Source organism: Streptodolium elevatio (assembly GCF_040649515.1).
GTDB lineage: Bacteria > Actinomycetota > Actinomycetes > Streptomycetales > Streptomycetaceae > Yinghuangia > Yinghuangia elevatio.
The window spans coordinates 23,637-42,603 of sequence record NZ_JBEZFP010000045.1 but is presented as its reverse complement, the minus strand read 5'-3'; the positions used below and the strand labels follow the sequence as shown (position 1 = coordinate 42,603).

Sequence of the window (18,967 nt, the reverse complement as noted above, 5' to 3'; positions counted from 1 at the left end):
GATCCCCAGATGCGTGTGCTCCTGGTCGAAGACGAGCAGCCCCTCGCCCGGTACATCGAAGCCGGGCTGCGCAAAAACGGGTTCACCGTCGACGTAGCCGTGGACGGCCGTAGTGCGCTGGACAAGTGCGAGGTCACGCCGTACGACGTTGTGGTCCTCGACCGGGACCTGCCTGTCGTGCACGGCGACGCGGTGTGCCGCCGACTCGCCCGGCAGGGCAGGTCGCGGGTGCTGATGCTGACCGCGTCCGATGCCGTCGAGGACCGCGTCGGAGGTCTGATGCTCGGCGCCGACGACTACCTGGGCAAGCCGTTCGCGTTCTCCGAACTCGTCGCACGGGTGCACGCCCTGATCCGGCGCAGCGCCCCGGCCCGCCCACCGGTGCTGCAGGCCGCCGGACTGGCCCTGGACCCCGCCCGGCGCAGCGCCGAACGAGACGGACGCCTGCTGCGCCTGACCCCCAAGGAGTTCGGCGTGCTCCACCAACTGCTCGCCGCGAACGGCGACGTGGTCAGCGCCGAAACACTGCTGGACAAAATCTGGGACGAGCACGCGGACCCGTTCACCAACGCGGTGCGGATCACCGTCGGCACGCTGCGCCGCAAGCTCGGCGAACCTCCGCTGATCGAAACCGTCACCGGGGCCGGCTACCGGATCGGTTCGTGAGGTTGACCGCGCGGACCCGGCTCGCGCTGCTCCAGACGGTGTTGGTGCTGGCTGCCGGTGGGGCGCTGACCGGGCTGACCTACCTTCTGATGCGGCGCCGCACGATCCACACCTCTTTGGACCCGGCCGGTTCGCCGCCGGGCACGCCGGAGCCGGCGCCGCCGCAGGCCGAGGGAGTGCGTGGTCTCGCGGACCAGGTGCAGGCCGACACCCTGTCCGCACTGCTGGCCCGGGCCGGCTTGGCGCTCGTCGTGGTGACCGTCCTGACCGCTGTTCTCGGATGGCTGGTGGCCGGGCGGGTGCTGCGGCCGATCCGCGTGATCTCCGCCACCGCCCGGCGGCTGTCCGCCGAGAACCTCACCGAGCGGGTCCCCGTCACGGCCCCGACCGACGAACTGTCCGCACTGGCCGGCACGGTCAACGACATGCTGGACCGCATCCAGCACGGCGTCGCCGAACGCGACCGGGTCCTGGACAGCCAGCGGCTGTTCACCGCCAACGCCGCCCACGAACTGCGCACCCCGCTGACCACCGCCCGCACCGCCATCGACGTCACCCTGGACGGACACCCGCCCCGTGACGAACTCCTGGCGATGGCCGCCGACGTACGCAACGCGGTCGAGCACATGCAGCGCGTCTTGGACGGACTGCTGCTGCTGGCCCGCAGCCAGGCCGGGGTCACCACCCGAGAACCGGCCGACCTGGCCGCCATCGCAGCCGCCGCCCTCGCCACCGCCCAGGCTCGGGCGGCCGCCGCCGGGTTCACCGTGCGATCCGAGCTGCGGCCGGCGCCGGTCACCGGGGAACCCGTCCTGCTGGAACGCATGGTCGGCAATCTGGTCGACAACGCCGTCCGCTACAACCGCCCGGGCGGGCACCTGACCGTCGGCACGGGTACGGAGGGCAAACGGTCCGTCCTGCGGATCTCCAACACCGGCCGGGACATCCCGCCCGAGCAGGTGGAAACGCTGTTGGAACCCTTCGTACAGGGGCAGGGCACCCGCATTCGCACTGACGGACTGGGGCTTGGACTGTCCATAGTGCGTGCGGTCGCACTCGCCCACCAGGGGCACATCGCCGTCACCGCCCGGGCCGGCGGCGGCCTCACCGTGACCATCGACCTCCCGCACGGCGCGATACGGATGTCCTCCCGAAGCCACGACTACTGACAAGCAGCTCTCTGTGGCGCGGCGGCGCTCGGCGAGGTTGATCCGGTCATGACGACCGGGAGGAGCCCGGGGTGCACAGGACCGGGAGCCGGAGGACCTGATCGAGGCCCGGACGCTGTTGGACGAGGATCAGGAGCGACCGCGGAACACGTCGGGAGCGATCCGGTCGGGGTTCGCGCTGTTGCTGAAGTTCTTTGAGTTGGCGGCGAGTTCCTTCCGATCGTTCCGGCGACGGCGTTGCCGGTTCGGGGCGAGGGGCGAGGGGCGAGGGGCGAGGGGCGGGGGACGAGGGGCGAGGGGCGAAGGCGCCCGGGTAGAGGCGATGCTCGGCGCGTGCGGCAAAGCCGGGGGAGCGGCCTACCCGCGCAGTATCGCAACGGCCATCTATGGAACGCATATGGATCGCCGATCGGCCGCCCATCGGTTCCGGCGGATAAACCTGGTCACCGTCAAATCGCAGTCGGAAAGGGTGGTTTCACATGGCGTCTCGCCGAGCGGTTCTGGGCATCCTGGGTGCTTCCACAGTCGCTGCGACCGGAGCAGTGGCGGCCGGGGCCACATGGTCGGCCGCGAAGGACGACGCGCCGGCGATGGGGGCGGTGCCAAAGGGGCTGCGGCCCGGCGGTGAGTTGGACCGGCTTGTCACGGACGAGGCGGCCAAGGACGCCTTCTCCGGCTCTCTGCTGGTCACGCATCGGGGACGGACTGTGCTCGCCCGGTCATGCGGCTGGGCCGACAAAGCCCGGTCGGTCCCCAACGGGCCGGACACGCTCTTCGGCCTGGCCTCGGTCGCCAAGCTGTTCACCGCTGTGTCCGTGGCACAACTGGCGCAGCACGGGAAGCTGAGGTACGACGACAAGCTCGGCGCACACCTACAAGGATTCCCGGCCGATATCGCGGACCAGGTGACGATCCATCATCTGCTGACCCACACCTCGGGTCTGGGCGACCACCACGGAATGCCCGGGTTCTGGGAGACCGCCCGTACGTGGACCAGCGAGACCCAGGTGTTCGAGGGCATCGGTGGCTTCATCCGGAAGCAGACACTGGCCTTCCCGCCGGGCGCGGGCAGCGGGTACAGCAACTCGGCGTACCACTTGCTCGACGAGATCGTCGCGCGGGCGTCCGGGCAGCCGTTCCACGACTACCTGCGACAGCACGTCTTCCGAGCCACCGGCATGGCCGGTACCGATTACTACACGCTGCCGCAGATGCGCGAGGACCGCCGGATCGCCCACTCCTACTGGCGCCCACCGGGGTCGGCGGACCGGGTCGAGTCGTTGGACGAGCAAATCTTCGTCCCCGGTGCGTTCTCGACCTGCGCCGAGATGGAACGGTTTGCTCGCGCGCTGTCGGAGGAGAAACTGCTGAATCGGGCGTACACCCGGCTGATGCTCAGCGGGAAGACGCCGATGCCGCCGATGTCTGCCGGCCCGCCCGGTGGGCCGGCGGGTGCGCAGGCACCGCAGCCCGGTGGGCCGACGGGTGCGCAGGCACCGCAGCCCGGTGGGCCGACGGGTGCGCAGGCACCGCAACCCGGGGCACAGGCCGGTGCGCAGGCACCGCCACCCGGCCCCGCGCCGGTCGCGTTCCAGGGGTACGGTCCGACCGTCACGATCACCGGCGACCAGACGTGGTACGGGCACAACGGCGGAGCGAGCAACGGCGCCGCGACCGAGCTGGCGATCTACCCCGACAGCGGGTACGTGACGGTGATCCTGTCCAACTACGAGATGGAATCCACCCGTCCGATAGTCCGTCTGACCCGCCAACTGATCACTGGGGGCTGAGAGAAGCGGAAACAAGGCCGCGCCTTTCCCGGAAGAGCCGCAAGGATCGGCAATGCGATGACGCCGGGTGCATTGCGTCCAGTCATGGCATGGGTGCAGCCGCCGCACCAGGGAACACGACAGGTCGTGCATGACTGGGTGACCGGGCAGCGCGGCGGCCGGCCCAGCCGGACTCTCGTCGGCGCCACCGCCGTCGATGCCTGGGCCCGACGGGCCGGCCAACGTGCGGTCAGTTGACCGCGCGGTCGCGCGCGCCGAGGTGCCGGCCGGGACCGACGGTGTCGCCGTCGGCATTGCGGGACACGCGCTCGATGTCGGAGATCGCATCAGTGCTGAAGCTGTTGTCAGTCACCGCCTGGCATATCTGCCGGCGCCGGCGCGGCGACGAGTCTTGCTCCCGAGCGCGGTGTACGACGGGATCGGACAGCTGCGATGTCCAACGTACGGACAGGCAACATCGGTTCGGTGTCGCGACGCCACAGAGTGCTCGGGCCGCCGGGCCGCCGATGCGCCGATGCGCCGTCATGGTGTCGGCCCGTCGCTGCGGACGCTGCGGAATCCGCGGTGCCGACTCGGCGCGTCGACCAGGCGGGTGCCATCCTCTTTGCACAGCCGAGAAACGCCCTGCAGGACCCCCGCCAGCCCGAAGACGCCGACCGCCCACACCGAGCCCGACACGACAGTGTGCCCGCCTGCGGACGCCTCCGGATACCTGTTCAGCAGAAGGACCCACACCACCAGTACGGCGATGCCGGTATGCAGGACGGCGGTCCACGCGACGCGTCGCCTCCGCAACGCCGATCGCGACCACACCCGGTAGACGAACCGCGCACCGCACGCGGAGCACCGCCCCTCGACGTCGTCGGCGCCACGTTCAGGACGAGGCGACACCACTGCCGTCATGGCGTAGGTGATGCGCTCGAACATGCCTGCGCCGCGCGGGTTTTCATGGCCCAGCCGCAGCGTGACGCCACTGTGCGCGTCACTGCCCACCGGAGCCTCCGCTGCACACATCACGCCCGTACTCCGCCGTGCTGTCCAACCTTCGCCGGCCCACGTCACCGCCCCCTGTTCGGCCTCTGCTGTGGAGCACGCTCTGTCCGCCACTGTCGGCCACTGTCCGCGCATCCGCGTCCCAGGCACCAGGGACCGCCGTCCCCGAAAGCCGGGAACGCCGGCCCGTGGCTGGGGGCCGGTCAGCGTATGTCTGCGGCGAGGCTGTACTGCGGCAGTGCGATGTGCCCGGCCTTGGCGAACTGTGCGGCGAGCAGGTTCCGCATCGGCCAGCGGGTCGTCGACCGCATCGAGAGGTCGCGCAGCCGGATGCCGAGCCGACTCGACGGTGCGTACCCGGCGGCTCCGCCGGGCGGCAACTGCTGGGCCTGGCGTACGTACGGGCGCATCACCGTGTCGTAGCGGCGGAGGGCGGCACCGTGGTCGCCTTTGGCGGCGGCGAGTTCACCGGCCAGGACGTAGGCGCCGACCAGGGCAAGACTGGTCCCGAGGCCGGTCAGCGGGGTCGCGCAGTATCCGGCGTCGCCGAGCAGCGCCACGCGGCCGCGCGACCAACTGTCGAGGCGGACCTGACCCATGGAGTCGAAGAGGAAGTCCGGGGCGGTGTGCATCGCCCGCAGCAGGCGCGGGGTCTCCCAGCCGACGTGGGCGAAGCGCCGGGCTACGAGTCCCTGTTGGGCGGTGGTGTCGCGGCTGTCGTAGGTCAGCGGTGGTGAGCGGAAGCTGAAGCCGGCGTTGATCTCGCCGGGGACGCGGCCGGGTCGGGCAGAGACAACCAGGCCGCCGGGCGCGTTGTGCATCAGGAACCAGCCGTCGAGGTCCAGGCTGTCGAGGGCGGTGAACCAGGCCGTGTACAGGCCGATCGGGTGGACGAACTCCCGCTCCGGGCCGAAGGCGAGCGCGCGGACCACGGAGTGCGGTCCGTCCGCGCCGACGACCAGCCCGAAGCGGCGCGGCGCGGCGTTCTCGAAGGTGGCGGTGACCGTGTCCGCGTCCTGGTGGATGTCGGTGACGGTGTCGCCGAAGAGGTATTCCGTGTCCGGCAGGGTGGCCTCGTACAGCAGACGGGCGAGGTCGCCGCGGAGGATCTCGATCTCGGAGACGATTCCCTCGCCGCCGAAGCTGTCGGCGGGCAATCGCGCGGTGGTCCGGCCGGAGGCGTCCACGAGGGCGAGGCCGCGCTGGTCCACGCTCTGCGCTCTGGCCTGGTCCATCAGCCCCATTCGTTCGACCACAGTGCGGCCGGCGCCGCGCAGATCCACGGTCTGCCCGCCCGGCCGGGGTGCCGGCGCGCGTTCCACGATGGTGACCGTGAAGCCTCCCCTGCGTAGCCAGTACGCCAGCGCGGGACCTGCGATACCGGCGCCGCAAATGAGTATCTCGTTGTTCGGCATGGTGGGAAAGTACGCCGTACGCAGAGCGATGCGCAATCACGAAATGCCTTTTCAAGATGAGGTGTTGGACAACGATGCACTAGTGCGCAGAGGCAAGAAAGGACGCTGGTACCCGGGGCAGCCCGGTGTCGGTGGCTAGGATGACGCCGTACAAGTGCACTAGTGCGGAGGGGTGTCAGTGAGCGGACAGGCGGTACCGCGCTACAGCCGGATCGTCGCCGAACTGCGGCGGCGGATCGAGACGGGCGAACTGGCGCCGGGCGATCGCGTGCCCTCGACCCGGGAGATCACGCGGCAGTGGGGCGTCGCCATGGCGACCGCGACCAAGGCACTCACCGAACTGCGCCGTGAGGGCACGGTCCGCGCCGTCCCGGGCGTCGGGACGGTAGTGGCGGCCCCGAGCCGCCCGGGACGGGCAGCCCGGCCCACGGCCGCGGTACGCCCGGGTGGGCCGTCCGACGAGTCCTCGGTCCAGGCGGCGCTCACCCTCGGACGGATCGTCGACGCAGGCGTCACGGTCGCCGACACCGAAGGATTGGCCGCGGTCACCATGCGCCGGGTGGCCGCCGAGCTCGGGGTGGCGACCATGTCGCTGTACCGGCACGTGGCCGACAAGGACGACCTGCTGACGCGGATGATGGACAGCGTCATCGCGCAGCACCCGCTGCCCGCCGACCCTCCGCAGGGCTGGAGGGAGGCGATCGAACTGGCTGCCCGGCAGCTCTGGGAGCTGTTCCGCCGCCACCCCTGGCTCGCACCGGCGCTGTCCATCACACGTCCGCCCGTGATCACCTCGGCACTGCCGTACGGCGAGTGGATGTTGGCGATCCTGCACGCCCACGGACTCGACCTGCATTCCGCTTTCACCGCGCACCTCGCGCTGCTCAACTACGCTCGCGGCATCGCCGTCAACCTGGAGACGGAGCGGGAGGCCGAGGCGCACAGCGGACTCGACAGCGAGGAGTGGATGGACACCCAGGAGCCCGCGCTCCTGGCGGTATTGGCCACCGGCCGGTTCCCCGCACTCTCCAACCTCGCCGCGGCCGGCTACGACCTCGACCTCGATGCCCTCTTCGAGTTCGGCCTCCAGTGCCTCCTCGGCGGCCTCGCCTCACTCCTCAACCAGCGTTCCGCCGGCCGGCCTGGCCAGGCGCTTTCCGGTGGATCATCGTGCCGCCCAGACGCGGATGGCGGCGATGGCGAGCCTGCGCGGTAGATGTTGGCGTTCTTGTCGTATCGCGTCGCCCCCACGCCGCACCACTGCTTGAGCTGTTGATACAGCGTTCGACGGTGTTGCGCTGCTTGTAGGCCTCACAGCGGTGTCGGTGCGGCCGACTGCCGCGTCGGCCGCGCCGCTTGCGGTCGGCTTTGCTGGTACGCCGGTTCGGGGATGACCGCGGATCCCGATAGCGCCGCGCGCCCTCTCACCTACCGTCAGGAACCGCCGCACCGGCACTGCTTCGGCACGAGCCTGGGCCGATCACGCCGAGCGGGAGGGGGCGGCCGCATCCACCGTCTCGCCACCCTCCACGGGGCTCTGCTGTGGACGCTCGGCGGCGATTACCGGTGGGAGTTGGTCCGAGCCGGCGGCCGATGTCTGACCGACTCCGGCGTAATGACAGCGACCCGGGGTGACGGCAACAGGGACCTGCCCGCACACGCGGCAGGCTGACTACACGGCTCGCCACACAGGGCCCCGTACCGCGGTTCCCCGCCGCGAGCGCCGAATCTCTCCGTGATCGCGCCGGCCTCCGGATCTCGCCGTCCACGTCCGGCACACTGTGGACCTGCTCCTCGACCGCTCGCGGGTCCTTGCCGCGCGGGTCGACGCAGGGCAGAGAGCCGTCGTGGGCCTGCGCTACCGCCTCACCGACGGCAGCGCCCGAGTGGTCGCCGCCCGCGGCCTCGATGCCACCGCCGACAGTCTGGGGGCCGTGGGCACTGCCGCCGGGTCGTGAACGGCGTCTGCGCCGGTCACGGGGAGGGGCGCGGGCCCGCGGCGCGGCCGAGGCGGTTGGCGATCGCAAGTCCCAGACCGTCCTCGGCCGGGAGCGAGGCGACGATGAGGTCGCATTCGTGCCGGTCGAGTTCGCGGAGGAAGGCGTACAGCCCGCGCGCGTAGGCCGCCGCCGAATCGGGGACGGCCACCACTGCGTGGGCTTTCACGTGGTTGTCGGCGAACGACGGCGGCAGCAGGACGCCCACCCGGTGCCCGAGCTCCTGCGCGAGCGCCGCCTCCGCAACAACCTTCTCCGGCTCGACCAGGACGACCCGGGCCCGCGGCGCGTAGTGGGACGGATGCCGGCCCGGCACGCGAACTCCGCCGGCGGAGTGCACCGCCAGCCGCCGGTCCAGTGCCGCTTCGAGGTCCTCGCGCGTCACCCCGCCGGGGCGCAGCACAGCCGCAGCCTCGGCGGTGGTGTCCACGATGGTCGACTCCACTCCGACCGTGCACGGGCCGCCGTCCAGGACGACGTCGACGGCGTTGCCGAGCTCGGCACGGACGTCGTCCGCGGTCGTGGGGCTGACCGAACCGAAGCGATTGGCGGACGGCGCCGCGACGCCCCCGCCGAAGGCCGACAGCAGCGCGAGCGCCACCGGGTGGTCCGGCACGCGCACCGCCACCGTGTCCAGGCCGCCCGTCGCTTCGAGGGACACCCGGCGGCCGCGCCGCAGGACGAGGGTGAGCGGACCCGGCCAGAAGCGCTCCGCCAGCAGCCGCGCCGTCTCCGGTACCTCCCTGGCCCAACCGTCGAGGTGCTCCGCGTCCGAGAGGTGGACGATCAGAGGATGCGAGGGTGGGCGCCCCTTGGCCTGGTAGATGCGCGCGACCGCGGCGGGGTCCTCCGCGTTCGCTCCCAGGCCGTAGACCGTCTCGGTCGGGAACGCCACCAGGCCCCCGGCGCGCAGCACATCGGCGGCCTTCTCGATGTCAGTGATGCTTGCCGTCACGCGCGCAATCATCCCACCCTGCGCCGCGCGCGCGTCCCATGGCGCCGTCGGAACCCGGCGGATTGCTGCGGCGTGCCGCGGGTGGGCAGGCGCTTCGCAGCGCGAAGCGCCTGGTCGGCGCGACCGCCCGCCGCTTCGGACGGATCGACGGTGCCTTGGAGACCGGGCGCAACTCCCGCGGTGCCGGCCTTCGTGAGCGTGTGGACGCGTCCCCCGGTACTTGCGTCAGCGCGGATGCTCGGGGCGGCACGCAGCACCGCACGGGCGGCAACCTCCGGCTGGTGGTTCGGCGGTACCGGCTGGGCGTGCCGCGGCAGACGACTGCGCAGCCGGCCGAACTGCGGAGCGTTGACGGAGAGACCCGGACGTGCGCCTTGTCGTGCGGCAGTTCGCGGCGGAGCGATTCCGTCGGCCCTGGATGGCGTGTTTGCACGGCAGCACGCACTCTGCAGCGGGATCCCGCAGCGGGGACAAACTTGTGAACCTGCCGAACGCGGGGTGAAGGCGTTGTTCACCCACAGGTTGATCGCACCGAATTACCGCCCACCACATCGGCGGCCCGTTCCCCCGGGCTGGACCGCCCGGGGGCCCAGGTGTGCGGGCGACGGCGGCGTTTTCCGGTGCTTCTGAGACGAGGGTGTCCTGGCGGCGGGTTGCGGGGGCGTCACAAGCCCTGCTGCCGGGGGCGGGCGATCTCGGGCACATCGCGCTCGATGGTCGCGGTGCGGGTGGCAATACGCTGCTCGAGATCCGCGGACGTGCCTGCGGCTTCGGGTGAAGCGGCGCCCGCGGCCTGCCTCGGCCGTCGTTGAGCGGTGGCATCTGCCGGTCGCGGGTGGTGTGCGTTGCGGGGACCGTCGGCGCGAGGTCGGGGACCTGCGCGACCTGCGGGGCTCCGGCGGGTGGGCCGGTGTTGGCGGCGGCTGAGTGACCTGGTTCCGGCCGGTGAGATGCCCCAGGACGGTGGACAGGACAGCCTGTTCGTTCCCGCCCGGAAAGTGCCCGCTGCCTTTCTGTTCGATGAGCCAGGTGCCACCGCCGGGCTTCGCCTTGTCTCTGTACTGCTCGGCGCGGGCCTCGTCGAAGGCCGCTGCGGTCATGCGTACCGATTAGTCCGGGATGCGGGGATCGGCGGCCGCGAGGACGAAGACCACGTTGCGTGGCGGGGGCTCGGCGAACCCCGGCGCTCACCGTCCGCCATGGCACCGGCGCCGATTCGGTGTAGCCGTATGGGCCGCCGACCGGGGTTTTTCCACGTTCGCTTCCGCGCTGAGCACGAACCACACCGCCGATTGCCGCAGCGATGATCGAGCGGTTCCGCGAGGCCGGGCACGGGTCGGCCGGGACGAGTCCATGAAGGAAGGCCGTTACACCCGTGCGCACCGGCGTGCTGCTGAATCCCTATTCCCACACGGTGACTTGGAAGCGGACGGGTGCGCTGATGGACACGCCGCTGACGACGCGCAGGTAAGCCATGTGGCCTTCGTCCGTCTCGACGCACAGGCGGGTTCCGCGGGCGAGTTCGCCGCTGTTGTAGGTGCCGCGCTTGTCCACGGCCTCTTCGCAGTCCGCCGGGGCGGGGTCGGCGCCTTCGGGGGGCAGGAGGCCGATGGTCTTGGTCGAGCCTTCGGATTGCAGGCTGGGGTCGCCGACGTTGACGAGCGCTACGACGTCCGCGCTCTTGTTGGACTGCGTCGCCATCGGCGGCACGGTGTCCAGTTCGAGGTAGCTCTTGGCGCCGTCGATGGTCACCTCGACGGGACCGACGAGCACCTTGCGCGGTACGTCCGCCGCCGGCGGGGCGGCCTGCGGCGGCCCGGTCGGCCCCGGCCGGGAACCGGAACCGGTCCCGGTCGCGGCCGGCGGCCGGTCGGTCCCGGCGTCCGCCGTGCCGGAGTCCGACGAGGGGTTGGCGGCCCAGATGGTCACCACGATCCCGATGACCGGAATGACGATCCCGACGATCCACCACGCCCACTTCGGCTGGCTCTGCATGGTTCGAACCCCTCGTACGCATTCCCGGAAGCGTCGCGACGCTACCAGCGAAAGCACGGCACCGATGCCAGGGAATCCCTCAAACGCCGCGTGTTCGGCTGTGGGCCGCACCTCACACACGGTGTGCGACCTCGAGCCACCGGCTGCGGCACCACCGCGTTCACCGTCGTGAGGTGCCGCGAACTCGTTGCCGGTGCCGGGCTCTCCCGACATTGAGATCACCACGAACCACCGGGCGGTACCGTGGCGGCCGTCCCGGGGCCTTCGCGGCGGCGGGTGTTGCTGGGCATCCTTGCGACCGGCGGCGCGTCGGCGGTGGCATGTGGCAGAGGAACTGCGCGGCGCGAGCCGGTATCGGCGGGGAGGTCTCCTGTGGAGTTGCGCCAAGGGGCGGTGCGTTGGACGTTCGACAGCTATGGAACCGCGGCCGTCAGCCCCGCGTTCGCACACGGCAGGATCTACGTGGGGGGCGCGGGTATATCGGCACTGGACCCTGCGACGGGGGACGTCGTATGGGAACAGCCGACCGCCGACATCGCGGACTGCACACCGGTGGTCGTCGATCGGACGGTGTTCGTGACCGGCGGGGATCTCATGGCTCTGGACGCGGACACCGGGACGGTGCGGTGGCGCAGGCAACCCGCGCCCGAAGGGGGGTTCCATCATGCGACCTGCGCGAACGGGGCCATCTATGTCGGAACGGGGGCAGGTTCGGTGAGTGCCTGCGATCCGGCAACCGGACGCGAACTGTGGCGGATGGCCGTCGACCGCCATGTCACCGCCCCGCCGCGCTTCGCCGGAGGTGCCGTCTACGTGAGTTGCGAGGGTGGGCTGCAATCTCGGGTGCTCCTGCGGCTGCCTGCTCCGCGGAAGTCGGCATCTGCCGGGCATGCCTGTGGAAGCGGTGGAGCGCGCCCGGCAAAAGGCTGCCCGGTTGGGGTGGTGGGGTTGCCCAAGGTGGTTAAACTGCGGCGCCATGGGGTCAGCGGATGATCAGATTTTCGTCGACGAGACGGGTCGGCGGAAGCGGTGGACGCGTCGCGTCGCCCTCGGTGCCTGCATACCCCTGGTGGGCTACCTGGGAATGCTGGCCACCGGCGTGGTCGCGTCGTCGCCGATCGGGACGCCCCCTTGGGTCGCCGAGGAACCGGCCAAGGACAAGGGCAACAGCGGCGGTACGGAAAGTGGTTCGGGGAAGGACGAGCAGCCTTCGTCCCCGGGTGCCACGCGCGGGCCCGGGGGAGCGACCGGCAAACCCTCGGCAGGCGCCGGGCGTTCCCCCGTGGTCCCGGTCACCGCACCGGGCGGCCAGGCGACCGTCCCCACGAGCCCCGTGACGACAGCAGCCGGCGGTCCCGTGACGACTCCCGCCGCGCCCTCGGCAGACGCGTCAACCTCCGTCGGCCCCACCCCTGCGACCGCGACGACGAAGCCGGGCAACGCCCCGTCGGCTCCGCCGGGGCAGACCCGCCGTCCGAGCGCGGCGAACAGCAACAAGCCCGGCGGGAACTGAGTGGCCGGGCGTCGGGCGCGGCGCCGCGAGGCCCGTGCTCACTGGGTTCTGCTGGCCTTCGTCCTTCTCGTGGTGGCGTGCGCTCTGTTGCTGGAGGGCTTCACCCGTCATGCGGTGGGCCGTTCGGGGACCAGTGCCGAGAGTGCATCGTGTGTTCCCGCTCCGGACACAGTCCGCGCGGGCGGCCCGGTAATACGTATCGACGGCGAACGCACCGAATCGGCCGCACTTCCGGCCAAGACGGTCGCGCTCACCTTCGACGACGGCCCGGATCCGACCTGGACGCCCCGCGTCCTGGAGGTCCTGGCACGGCACGGGGCCAAGGGGACGTTCTTCATGGTCGGCGCGGACGCCGCGGCGCACCCTGACGTGGTGCGCGATGTCCGCGACGCGGGCCACGAGATCGGCTCCCACACCTACACCCACGCGGCACTCGGCGACGTGCCTCCGTGGCGCGCCGACCTGGAACTGTCCCTCACCCGCAATGTCCTCGCGGGCGCGGCAGGCGTCCAAGTCCGGTTGCTGCGCCCGCCGTACTCCTCGGTTCCCGCGGCACTGTGCGGCGGTACGTGGGAGGCGGTCCGCCGGGCGGGGCAGGACGGCTACCTCACCGTGGCCACCGACCTGGACTCCAAGGACTGGACCCGACCGGGCGCCGACGCCATCGCCGCGGCCGCGACCCCGCGGGACGGGCGCGGTGCGGTGATCATGTTCCACGACGGCGGTGGCGACCGCGCCCAGACCGTGGAGGGGCTGGACCTGCTCCTGGCGAACCTGGAAGGCCAGGGCTACCGGTTCACCACCATCTCCGCGGGACTCGGCCTGCCGCCCGAGCCACAGGCGGCCGGCCGTGCCAAGGTCAGCGGCATCGCCCTGATCTGGGCGCAGCGCGGAGCGCACCAGTTCACGGTGGCCATGGCATGGGTGCTCACCGTCGCCGGTGCGCTGACCGTGTTGCGGCTGCTGGTCCTGGTCGTCCTGGCCCGGGTGCACGTGCGCCGGGTCCGCCGCGCCAAGCGGCGGCGCAACCGGCTTCCGGAGGTCTGGGACCCGGTCTCGGTGATCGTCCCCGCGTACAACGAGGCGGCCGGCATCGAGGCGACCGTGCGGTCTCTGGTTGCCTCCACGCATCCGGACGTGGAGATCCTCGTCGTCGACGACGGCTCCGACGACGGCACCGCCGACATCGTGGCGGCTCTGGGCCTTCCCGGCGTTGTGGTGATCCGCAAGCCCAACGGCGGCAAGGCGTCCGCACTCAACGTCGGCATCGCCCGCGCCCGCCACGAACTGATCGTGATGATCGACGGCGACACCGTCTTCGAGCCCGACGCGGTGCACCGCCTCGTCCAACCCTTCGCCGATCCGGCGGTCGGTGCGGTCAGCGGCAACACGAAGGTCGGCAACCGCCGCCGCATCCTGGGACGTTGGCAGCACCTCGAGTACGTGATCGGGTTCAACCTCGACCGGCGCATGTTCGACGTTCTGCAGTGCATGCCGACCGTGCCCGGCGCCATCGGCGGATTCCGCCGCACTGCTCTGACCGGTGTCGGCGGCGTCAGCGAGGACACCCTCGCCGAGGACACCGACCTGACGATGGCCCTGTGCCGGACCGGCTGGCGTGTGGTCTACGAGGAGACCGCGCTCGCCTGGACCGAGGCCCCCGAGTCGCTCCGGCAGCTCTGGCGCCAGCGCTACCGCTGGTGCTACGGCACCCTGCAGGCCATGTGGAAGCACCGGCGCGCCGTGCTCGAACGCGGTCCCGCCGGTCACCTCGGCCGCCGCGGCCTGCCGTACCTGTTCCTCTTCCAGGTGCTGCTCCCGCTCTTGGCCCCCGTCGTCGACGTGTTCGCGCTGTACGGAATCGCTTTCCTCGACCCCTGGCGCACGCTGTACATCTGGACCGCGTTCCTGCTCGCGCAGGTGCTCACCGCGGTGTACGCGCTGCGCCTCGACAGGGAAAAGCTCGGTCCGATCTGGACGCTGCCGCTGCAGCAGTTCGTCTACCGGCAGTTGATGTATCTCGTCGTCATCCAGTCGGTGGTCACCGCCGTTCTCGGCAGCCGGCTGCGATGGCACCGGATGCACCGCACGGGGTCCGCCACCGACCAACTCGCCACCGCGCAGCAACCGCCGGGCTGAACTCGGCGAGCCGTGAGGGAGCGTTCCGGGACGATTTCGTTGGGCGTAATCGTTACAGCGCCGATAGCCCGCAAATCGGAATACCGTGCCTGAAGTGGCGAAACCATGCTTGACGCGGTGATCTCGCGGCGGACAATCTTGGCTGCCCTCCACCGAGGGCCCTCGACCCCCGAGCCGCAGACCTGTCGCCGCCCGCGCGCACCACGCAGCGCGCTCGCGTCGGCACGGCCTCCTGCGCCCGGACCGAGACCTCACCAGTATGGGCCGCCACCCGTCCCGACCAGAGGTGCCTTTCGTGTCTTTCCACTCGACAGCCGCGCGCTTCACCGCCGTCCTCGCGGTGCCCGCCGCGGTGTTGGCCACCGCCGCCCCGGCACTTGCCGCCGGCGACACGTACACCGTGCCCCTGCACCAGCCGCTCCCGATCAAGGCCACGGACGACGGAGTGAAGCCGGGCGAGTGTCCTGGCATTCCGGCGGACAAAGACGGCTGGCACTTCGTCCTGCCGACGAACGGCACGGTCTTCGTCAAGCTGACCGTGACCTTCCAGCCCGGCGGCGAGCAGGTCGTCACGTCGTTCGACGCGCCCACCGACAAGCACGCGTACGTGGCCTCGCCCGTCGGTGCCACGCTGACCTCTGCCGTCGCCGAGGTCAAGGGCGGCGAGGTGAAGTGGTTCAACCTGTCGCACGCCTGCCCCGGCACGCCGCCGACCACCACTCCGCCGACGACCGCCCCGCCCACCACCAAGCCCCCCGTCACCACCGCGCCTCCCACCACACCGTCGACGAGCAAGCCGCCGACCGAGGGTACGAAGACCCCGCCTCCGGCCACCACGAGCTCGACGCCACCCGGCACCGAGGCGCCTCCGACGTCCCCGGGCCCGGCCACGACCGACTCGGCGGCGCCGGTGCCCTCGACCCCCGCGACGACCGACGGTGACGGCGGTTCGCTCGCGCAGACCGGTGCCGTCGCGGTGGGCGGAATCCTCGCGGCCGCCGCCGCTTTGATCGGCGGGGGCTACCTGCTGCGCCGCCGGCTCGGCGGCAATCACGCGGCCTGACACCGGCAAGCGTGACTTCGGGGCGGGGTGCGAGCGAGCTACGCACCCCGCCCCGACGCATGCGCAGCCGCGGCGTTCGCCTGGGGCGGTGACGGGTCGGGCCGCCGGGGATGGGGTCGGCACCGGCTCAGGCGGCGCGGGTCCAGATCGTGGTGCAGGCGTCCATCGCGGGCTGCGCGGGAGGCGGTGGCGCCGTGGGGCGGGGGCTCGCCTGCCGACGCGGTGGGGGCGCCACGGGGGTGGGTGGCGACACGCGACAATCGTGCTCGTGAATCCGCCTCCCGGTACCCGGCGCTTCCTCGTCGGCACGGTGCTCGTCGCGCTGCTCGTCGCGACCGCGACCGCCGTGGCCGTGCGCCCGTACCTGCATCCCCGACAGGCGGCGCGGAACGTCGTTCCGCTTGCCGAGTTGGGCAGTGCGCCGCCGCCTGCCGGGACCGCCGTGCAGTTCGTCGCGCACCAGGACGACGACCTGTACTTCATGAACCCGGACGTGGCGCGCACCATCGCCTCCGGCGCGGGCTCCGTCACCGTGTATCTGACGGCGGGCGAGTCGGACGGCCGCAACGGTCCCGGCGCACGTCGCGATCCGAACGCGTACGCGGCCGCCCGCAACAACGGCGCACGCGCCGCGCACGCGGCCATGGCCACCGGCGACCGGAGCTCCCCATGGCACCGGCAGAGCGTGCGTCTACGGGGCGGGGCCGTGGCCGAACTCGACACGCTGGTGGCCGCCCCGCGCGTGCGCCTGCTTTTCCTGAACACGAGCAAACAGGAGAAGTTCATGTCCCGGACGGCGCGGCTGCGCACTCTCTGGGACGGCTCCGGCAAGGAGCTGAGCACCCTGGTGCCGGACGGCAGCCGGGCGGGCGGACCGTACACCTATACCCGGGCCGAACTGATCGCGTCGCTCGCCGACCTGCTCCGCACGGTACGGCCGACCCTGATCCGCACCATGGACCCCGACCCCGACCACCAGGTGCACGACGCCCGGCATCCGCGGGGCACCGACTTCGGCGACCACTCGGACCACCAGGACCACACCGCCGCCGCGCTGTTCGCGTGGGAGGCGCTGCGCGAGTACGCGGGCCCGGGCGGTGGCCGGCATGTGACGGTGACGGCGTACCGCGGCTATTACAACGAACGCTGGCCGGCCAACCTCGGGCCCGGCGCGCTCGCCGCGAAGCGCGGGCCGCTGGACATCTACGGGTGGGCGGACGGCGAGAACTACTGCAAGGACCCCGCGGGCTGCGGCGACCGCAAGGTCGGCGGGCGGGCGCTCGACGGGCCGTGGCCGCGCAGCACCACGTACCGGTATCCCGCGGGCGGCCTCTGGCTGGCCGCCGAACCGGACCGGCGGCTCAGCGCCTGGGCGGTGGTGGACGGCGCCATCGCGCGGTGGCGCGAGTCGGCGCCCGGCAGCGGCGAATGGCACGGCCCCGAGATGTTCGCGGGCCCCGGAGAGGGCGTGCTCGCGCCGGGGCTCGCACTGGTACGCACCCCCGACGGGCGCATGCACGTCTTCGCGCTGCGCATCGCGCCCGGCGGCAAAGGGCGTCCGCAACGGCAGGACATCGTGGGCGCCGTGGAGACCGTTCCCGGCGGTGCGCTCGGCGGCTGGTCCTCGCTCGGCGCGCCCGATCCGACGGGCGGTCCGCCCGGCGCCGCCGACGGACGCGGGGTGGGCGAGCCGGTCGCGGCCGCGGGCGGCGACGGTCGGCTGCATGTATTCGTGCGCGACCACAGCAAGGGCGTGTCGACGCGGGTGATGTCGGCGAGCGGGGCCGGCAAGGACGGCGGCTGGGGTCCGTGGACCGCGCTCGGCGGCGGCGATGTCGTCGAGGGGCTGGCCGCCGTGACCGCGGCCGACGGGCACGTCGAAGTGTTCGGCACCGGGCGGGACTCCGTACACCGCTGGTCCCAGGCCGTCGACGGGACGGTGCGCGTCAACGCCGAACTGCCCGCCGACCGGCCGGTGGGGCCGCCCGCGGTGGCGCGGGACGCGGAAGGGCGCCTGCTGGTGGTGCACCGGGAGGCAGGGTCGGGGCGCGTCGTCGTGGTGCGCCAGCACGCGCCGGGCGCGGGGTGGGAGGAGCCGTTCGTGCTGCCGGCCACCGCGGGGACGGATGCGGACCCGGCCGGGTTCGGGGCGGTGGCCGCGGACGGCGGCGGGGTGGCCGGTCCCGTGGTGGCGGCCCGTACCTGCCACGGGGCGGTGCAGACGGCGGCGCCGTCAAGTGCGGTGTCCGCGGCGGCACTTCCGGCACTTCCGGGGCCGGTGGTGGTCGGCCCGGCGGTCGCCACGGACGCCGGCGGCCGGACGGTCGTCGCCGGGCTGCGTACGGACGGCACGCTGGTGGTCGCGGCCGGCTCGCCGGGGGCGGGTTCGGGTTCGGCGGCGCGGGGGTGAGCGGCGCGGGCGGGCCTTTGTGCCCGGTACGCGTCGCGGTCGCTGGGGCCAGGACCGGGAACTGCCGCGACACCTTGGGTCCGAGGTTGCGTCCGGGAGGCCGCGCGTACGGCGGTTCGAGACCGATCCCCGGCGAACCCGGCTTCCCCCGAACAGGTTTCGGGTCACAAGGCGGCGGAGCGGCGTTCGACCAGGACGACGTCCCGCCATACGCCGCCACGACACCCGAGGCGTTCGCGGACGCCGACGACGCGGAATCCCGCACGTGCGTGGAGGGCGAGGCTGGCAGTGTTCTCGGGGAAGACACCCGATTGGATCGTCCAGATGCCGGCGGCCTCGGTGGAGGCGATGAGCGCATCGAGGAGGGCACGGCCGACGCCGCGGCCCTGGGCGTCAGGAGAGACGTAGACGGAATGGTCGACGACGCCGGCGTATGCGCAGCGCTCGGAGACGGGCGATGCGGCGACCCATCCCAGGACGCGGCCGGAGGTGTCGAGGGCGACGTGCCGGTGGGCGGGGAGCCGGGCGGCGTCGAAGGCGGCCCAGGGCGGAGCGTCGGTCTCGAAGGTGGCGTCCCCGGTGTCGATGCCCGCCTGGTAGATCTCGAGGACCTGGTCGGCGTGTTCAGGGCACATTGCGGCGACGGTGACGGTCGTAGCGGTCGGGGAGGTGGAGGCGGTCACCTCTCCTCCGGCCGCTGGGCGCGGACGCTGACCGCAGTCAGGCCATGGCAGAGAGATGCTCGACCTGGCCCGCAGGCACGCCGCCGAAGTGGGCGTCGACAACGTCGAGTTCCTCCAGGGCCGGATCAAGTACATCCCGCCCCCGGATGCAAGCGTGGACGTGGTCATCTCCAAGTGCG

Annotated in this window: 15 protein-coding genes and 2 pseudogenes; 11 read left to right on the top strand and 6 right to left on the bottom strand. The window is 72.0% G+C overall.

Translation table 11 applies throughout. The features are described 5' to 3' along the window. The first annotated feature begins 9 nt into the window (after nt 1–9). From AB0C36_RS18905 to AB0C36_RS18895, 3 genes are all read left to right on the top strand, one after another. Nucleotides 10–666, top strand: a complete 657-nt coding sequence (locus AB0C36_RS18905; protein WP_358355430.1) for a response regulator transcription factor — start codon at nt 10–12, stop codon at nt 664–666. Further along, entirely contained in the window at nt 663–1,835 is a 1,173-nt protein-coding gene (locus AB0C36_RS18900; RefSeq protein ID WP_358355429.1) for a sensor histidine kinase, read from the top strand. Before AB0C36_RS18905 ends, AB0C36_RS18900 begins: the two co-directional genes overlap by 4 nt. Nucleotides 1,836–2,314: 479 nt before the next feature. Then, the gene (locus tag AB0C36_RS18895) at nt 2,315–3,625 is read left to right on the top strand and encodes a serine hydrolase domain-containing protein (RefSeq protein ID WP_358355427.1); all 1,311 of its coding nucleotides are present in this window, start codon (nt 2,315–2,317) and stop codon (nt 3,623–3,625) included. Between the two features lie 229 nt (nt 3,626–3,854). Here AB0C36_RS18895 and AB0C36_RS18890 read toward each other — a convergent pair whose 3' ends face one another. The 3 genes from AB0C36_RS18890 to AB0C36_RS18880 all read right to left on the bottom strand — a co-directional run bounded on the left by AB0C36_RS18890 (nt 3,855) and on the right by AB0C36_RS18880 (nt 6,033). Then, a complete protein-coding gene (locus tag AB0C36_RS18890; RefSeq protein ID WP_358355425.1) occupies nt 3,855–3,977 on the bottom strand; it encodes a hypothetical protein in 123 nt (40 codons plus the stop codon). A 170-nt stretch (nt 3,978–4,147) separates the two neighbouring features. Continuing rightward, nucleotides 4,148–4,618 carry a hypothetical protein gene (locus tag AB0C36_RS18885; RefSeq protein ID WP_358355424.1) on the bottom strand — a complete coding sequence of 157 codons (471 nt, stop codon included), beginning with the start codon at nt 4,616–4,618 and terminating at the stop codon, nt 4,148–4,150. 203 nt (nt 4,619–4,821) lie between these two features. Next, nucleotides 4,822–6,033: an FAD-dependent monooxygenase gene (locus AB0C36_RS18880; RefSeq protein WP_358355422.1), complete on the bottom strand. Its 1,212-nt coding sequence runs from the start codon at nt 6,031–6,033 to the stop codon at nt 4,822–4,824. Nucleotides 6,034–6,211: 178 nt separating this feature from the next. On the opposite strand from AB0C36_RS18880, the gene AB0C36_RS18875 reads away from it, so the two are divergent. Further along, the gene (locus tag AB0C36_RS18875) at nt 6,212–7,249 is read left to right on the top strand and encodes a TetR/AcrR family transcriptional regulator C-terminal domain-containing protein (protein WP_358355420.1); all 1,038 of its coding nucleotides are present in this window, start codon (nt 6,212–6,214) and stop codon (nt 7,247–7,249) included. A gap of 541 nt (nt 7,250–7,790) precedes the next feature. Beyond that, a pseudogene (locus AB0C36_RS18865) lies at nt 7,791–7,991 on the top strand (hypothetical protein); the annotation flags it as partial. Between the two features lie 16 nt (nt 7,992–8,007). On the opposite strand, the gene AB0C36_RS18860 reads toward AB0C36_RS18865, so the two are convergent. Together AB0C36_RS18860 and AB0C36_RS18855 are read right to left on the bottom strand one after the other, a co-directional pair. Then, nucleotides 8,008–8,997, bottom strand: a complete 990-nt coding sequence (locus tag AB0C36_RS18860; RefSeq protein WP_358355418.1) for an L-threonylcarbamoyladenylate synthase — start codon at nt 8,995–8,997, stop codon at nt 8,008–8,010. A 1,389-nt stretch (nt 8,998–10,386) separates the two neighbouring features. Continuing rightward, on the bottom strand, nt 10,387–10,980 hold the full coding sequence (locus tag AB0C36_RS18855) for a hypothetical protein (protein ID WP_358355417.1): 594 nt from the start codon (nt 10,978–10,980) through the stop codon (nt 10,387–10,389). Between the two features lie 243 nt (nt 10,981–11,223). On the opposite strand from AB0C36_RS18855, the gene AB0C36_RS18850 reads away from it, so the two are divergent. From AB0C36_RS18850 to AB0C36_RS18830, 5 genes are all read left to right on the top strand, one after another. Next, nucleotides 11,224–11,973 (top strand): outer membrane protein assembly factor BamB family protein, encoded by a 750-nt coding sequence (locus AB0C36_RS18850; RefSeq protein ID WP_358355415.1) that lies wholly within the window; start codon nt 11,224–11,226, stop codon nt 11,971–11,973. Continuing rightward, entirely contained in the window at nt 11,957–12,493 is a 537-nt protein-coding gene (locus AB0C36_RS18845; RefSeq protein ID WP_358355414.1) for an NADH-quinone oxidoreductase subunit E, read from the top strand. The genes AB0C36_RS18850 and AB0C36_RS18845 overlap by 17 nt, the downstream gene beginning before the upstream one ends. Then, nucleotides 12,494–14,632 (top strand): bifunctional polysaccharide deacetylase/glycosyltransferase family 2 protein, encoded by a 2,139-nt coding sequence (locus AB0C36_RS18840; RefSeq protein ID WP_358355413.1) that lies wholly within the window; start codon nt 12,494–12,496, stop codon nt 14,630–14,632. Between the two features lie 295 nt (nt 14,633–14,927). Continuing rightward, nucleotides 14,928–15,695 (top strand): LPXTG cell wall anchor domain-containing protein, encoded by a 768-nt coding sequence (locus AB0C36_RS18835; RefSeq protein ID WP_358355411.1) that lies wholly within the window; start codon nt 14,928–14,930, stop codon nt 15,693–15,695. Between the two features lie 268 nt (nt 15,696–15,963). Continuing rightward, nucleotides 15,964–18,105, top strand: a complete 2,142-nt coding sequence (locus tag AB0C36_RS18830) for a PIG-L family deacetylase (protein WP_358355410.1) — start codon at nt 15,964–15,966, stop codon at nt 18,103–18,105. 164 nt (nt 18,106–18,269) lie between these two features. Here AB0C36_RS18830 and AB0C36_RS18825 read toward each other — a convergent pair whose 3' ends face one another. Beyond that, on the bottom strand, nt 18,270–18,740 hold the full coding sequence (locus tag AB0C36_RS18825) for a GNAT family N-acetyltransferase (RefSeq protein WP_358355450.1): 471 nt from the start codon (nt 18,738–18,740) through the stop codon (nt 18,270–18,272). A 103-nt stretch (nt 18,741–18,843) separates the two neighbouring features. On the opposite strand from AB0C36_RS18825, the pseudogene AB0C36_RS18820 reads away from it, so the two are divergent. Beyond that, nucleotides 18,844–18,960 (top strand): annotated as a pseudogene (locus AB0C36_RS18820) (methyltransferase domain-containing protein); the annotation flags it as partial. Nucleotides 18,961–18,967: the final 7 nt, after the last annotated feature.

Excerpts from the sequence above, each read along its gene's own strand:
- AB0C36_RS18860 (WP_358355418.1), bottom strand. The coding sequence starts at position 8,997 with ATGATTGCGCGCGTGACGGCAAGCATCACTGACATCGAGAAGGCCGCC.
- AB0C36_RS18845 (WP_358355414.1), top strand. The coding sequence starts at position 11,957 with ATGGGGTCAGCGGATGATCAGATTTTCGTCGACGAGACGGGTCGGCGG.
- AB0C36_RS18895 (WP_358355427.1), top strand. The coding sequence starts at position 2,315 with ATGGCGTCTCGCCGAGCGGTTCTGGGCATCCTGGGTGCTTCCACAGTC.
- AB0C36_RS18855 (WP_358355417.1), bottom strand. The coding sequence starts at position 10,980 with ATGCAGAGCCAGCCGAAGTGGGCGTGGTGGATCGTCGGGATCGTCATT.
- AB0C36_RS18825 (WP_358355450.1), bottom strand. The coding sequence starts at position 18,740 with ATGTGCCCTGAACACGCCGACCAGGTCCTCGAGATCTACCAGGCGGGC.
- AB0C36_RS18880 (WP_358355422.1), bottom strand. The coding sequence starts at position 6,033 with ATGCCGAACAACGAGATACTCATTTGCGGCGCCGGTATCGCAGGTCCC.
- AB0C36_RS18905 (WP_358355430.1), top strand. The coding sequence starts at position 10 with ATGCGTGTGCTCCTGGTCGAAGACGAGCAGCCCCTCGCCCGGTACATC.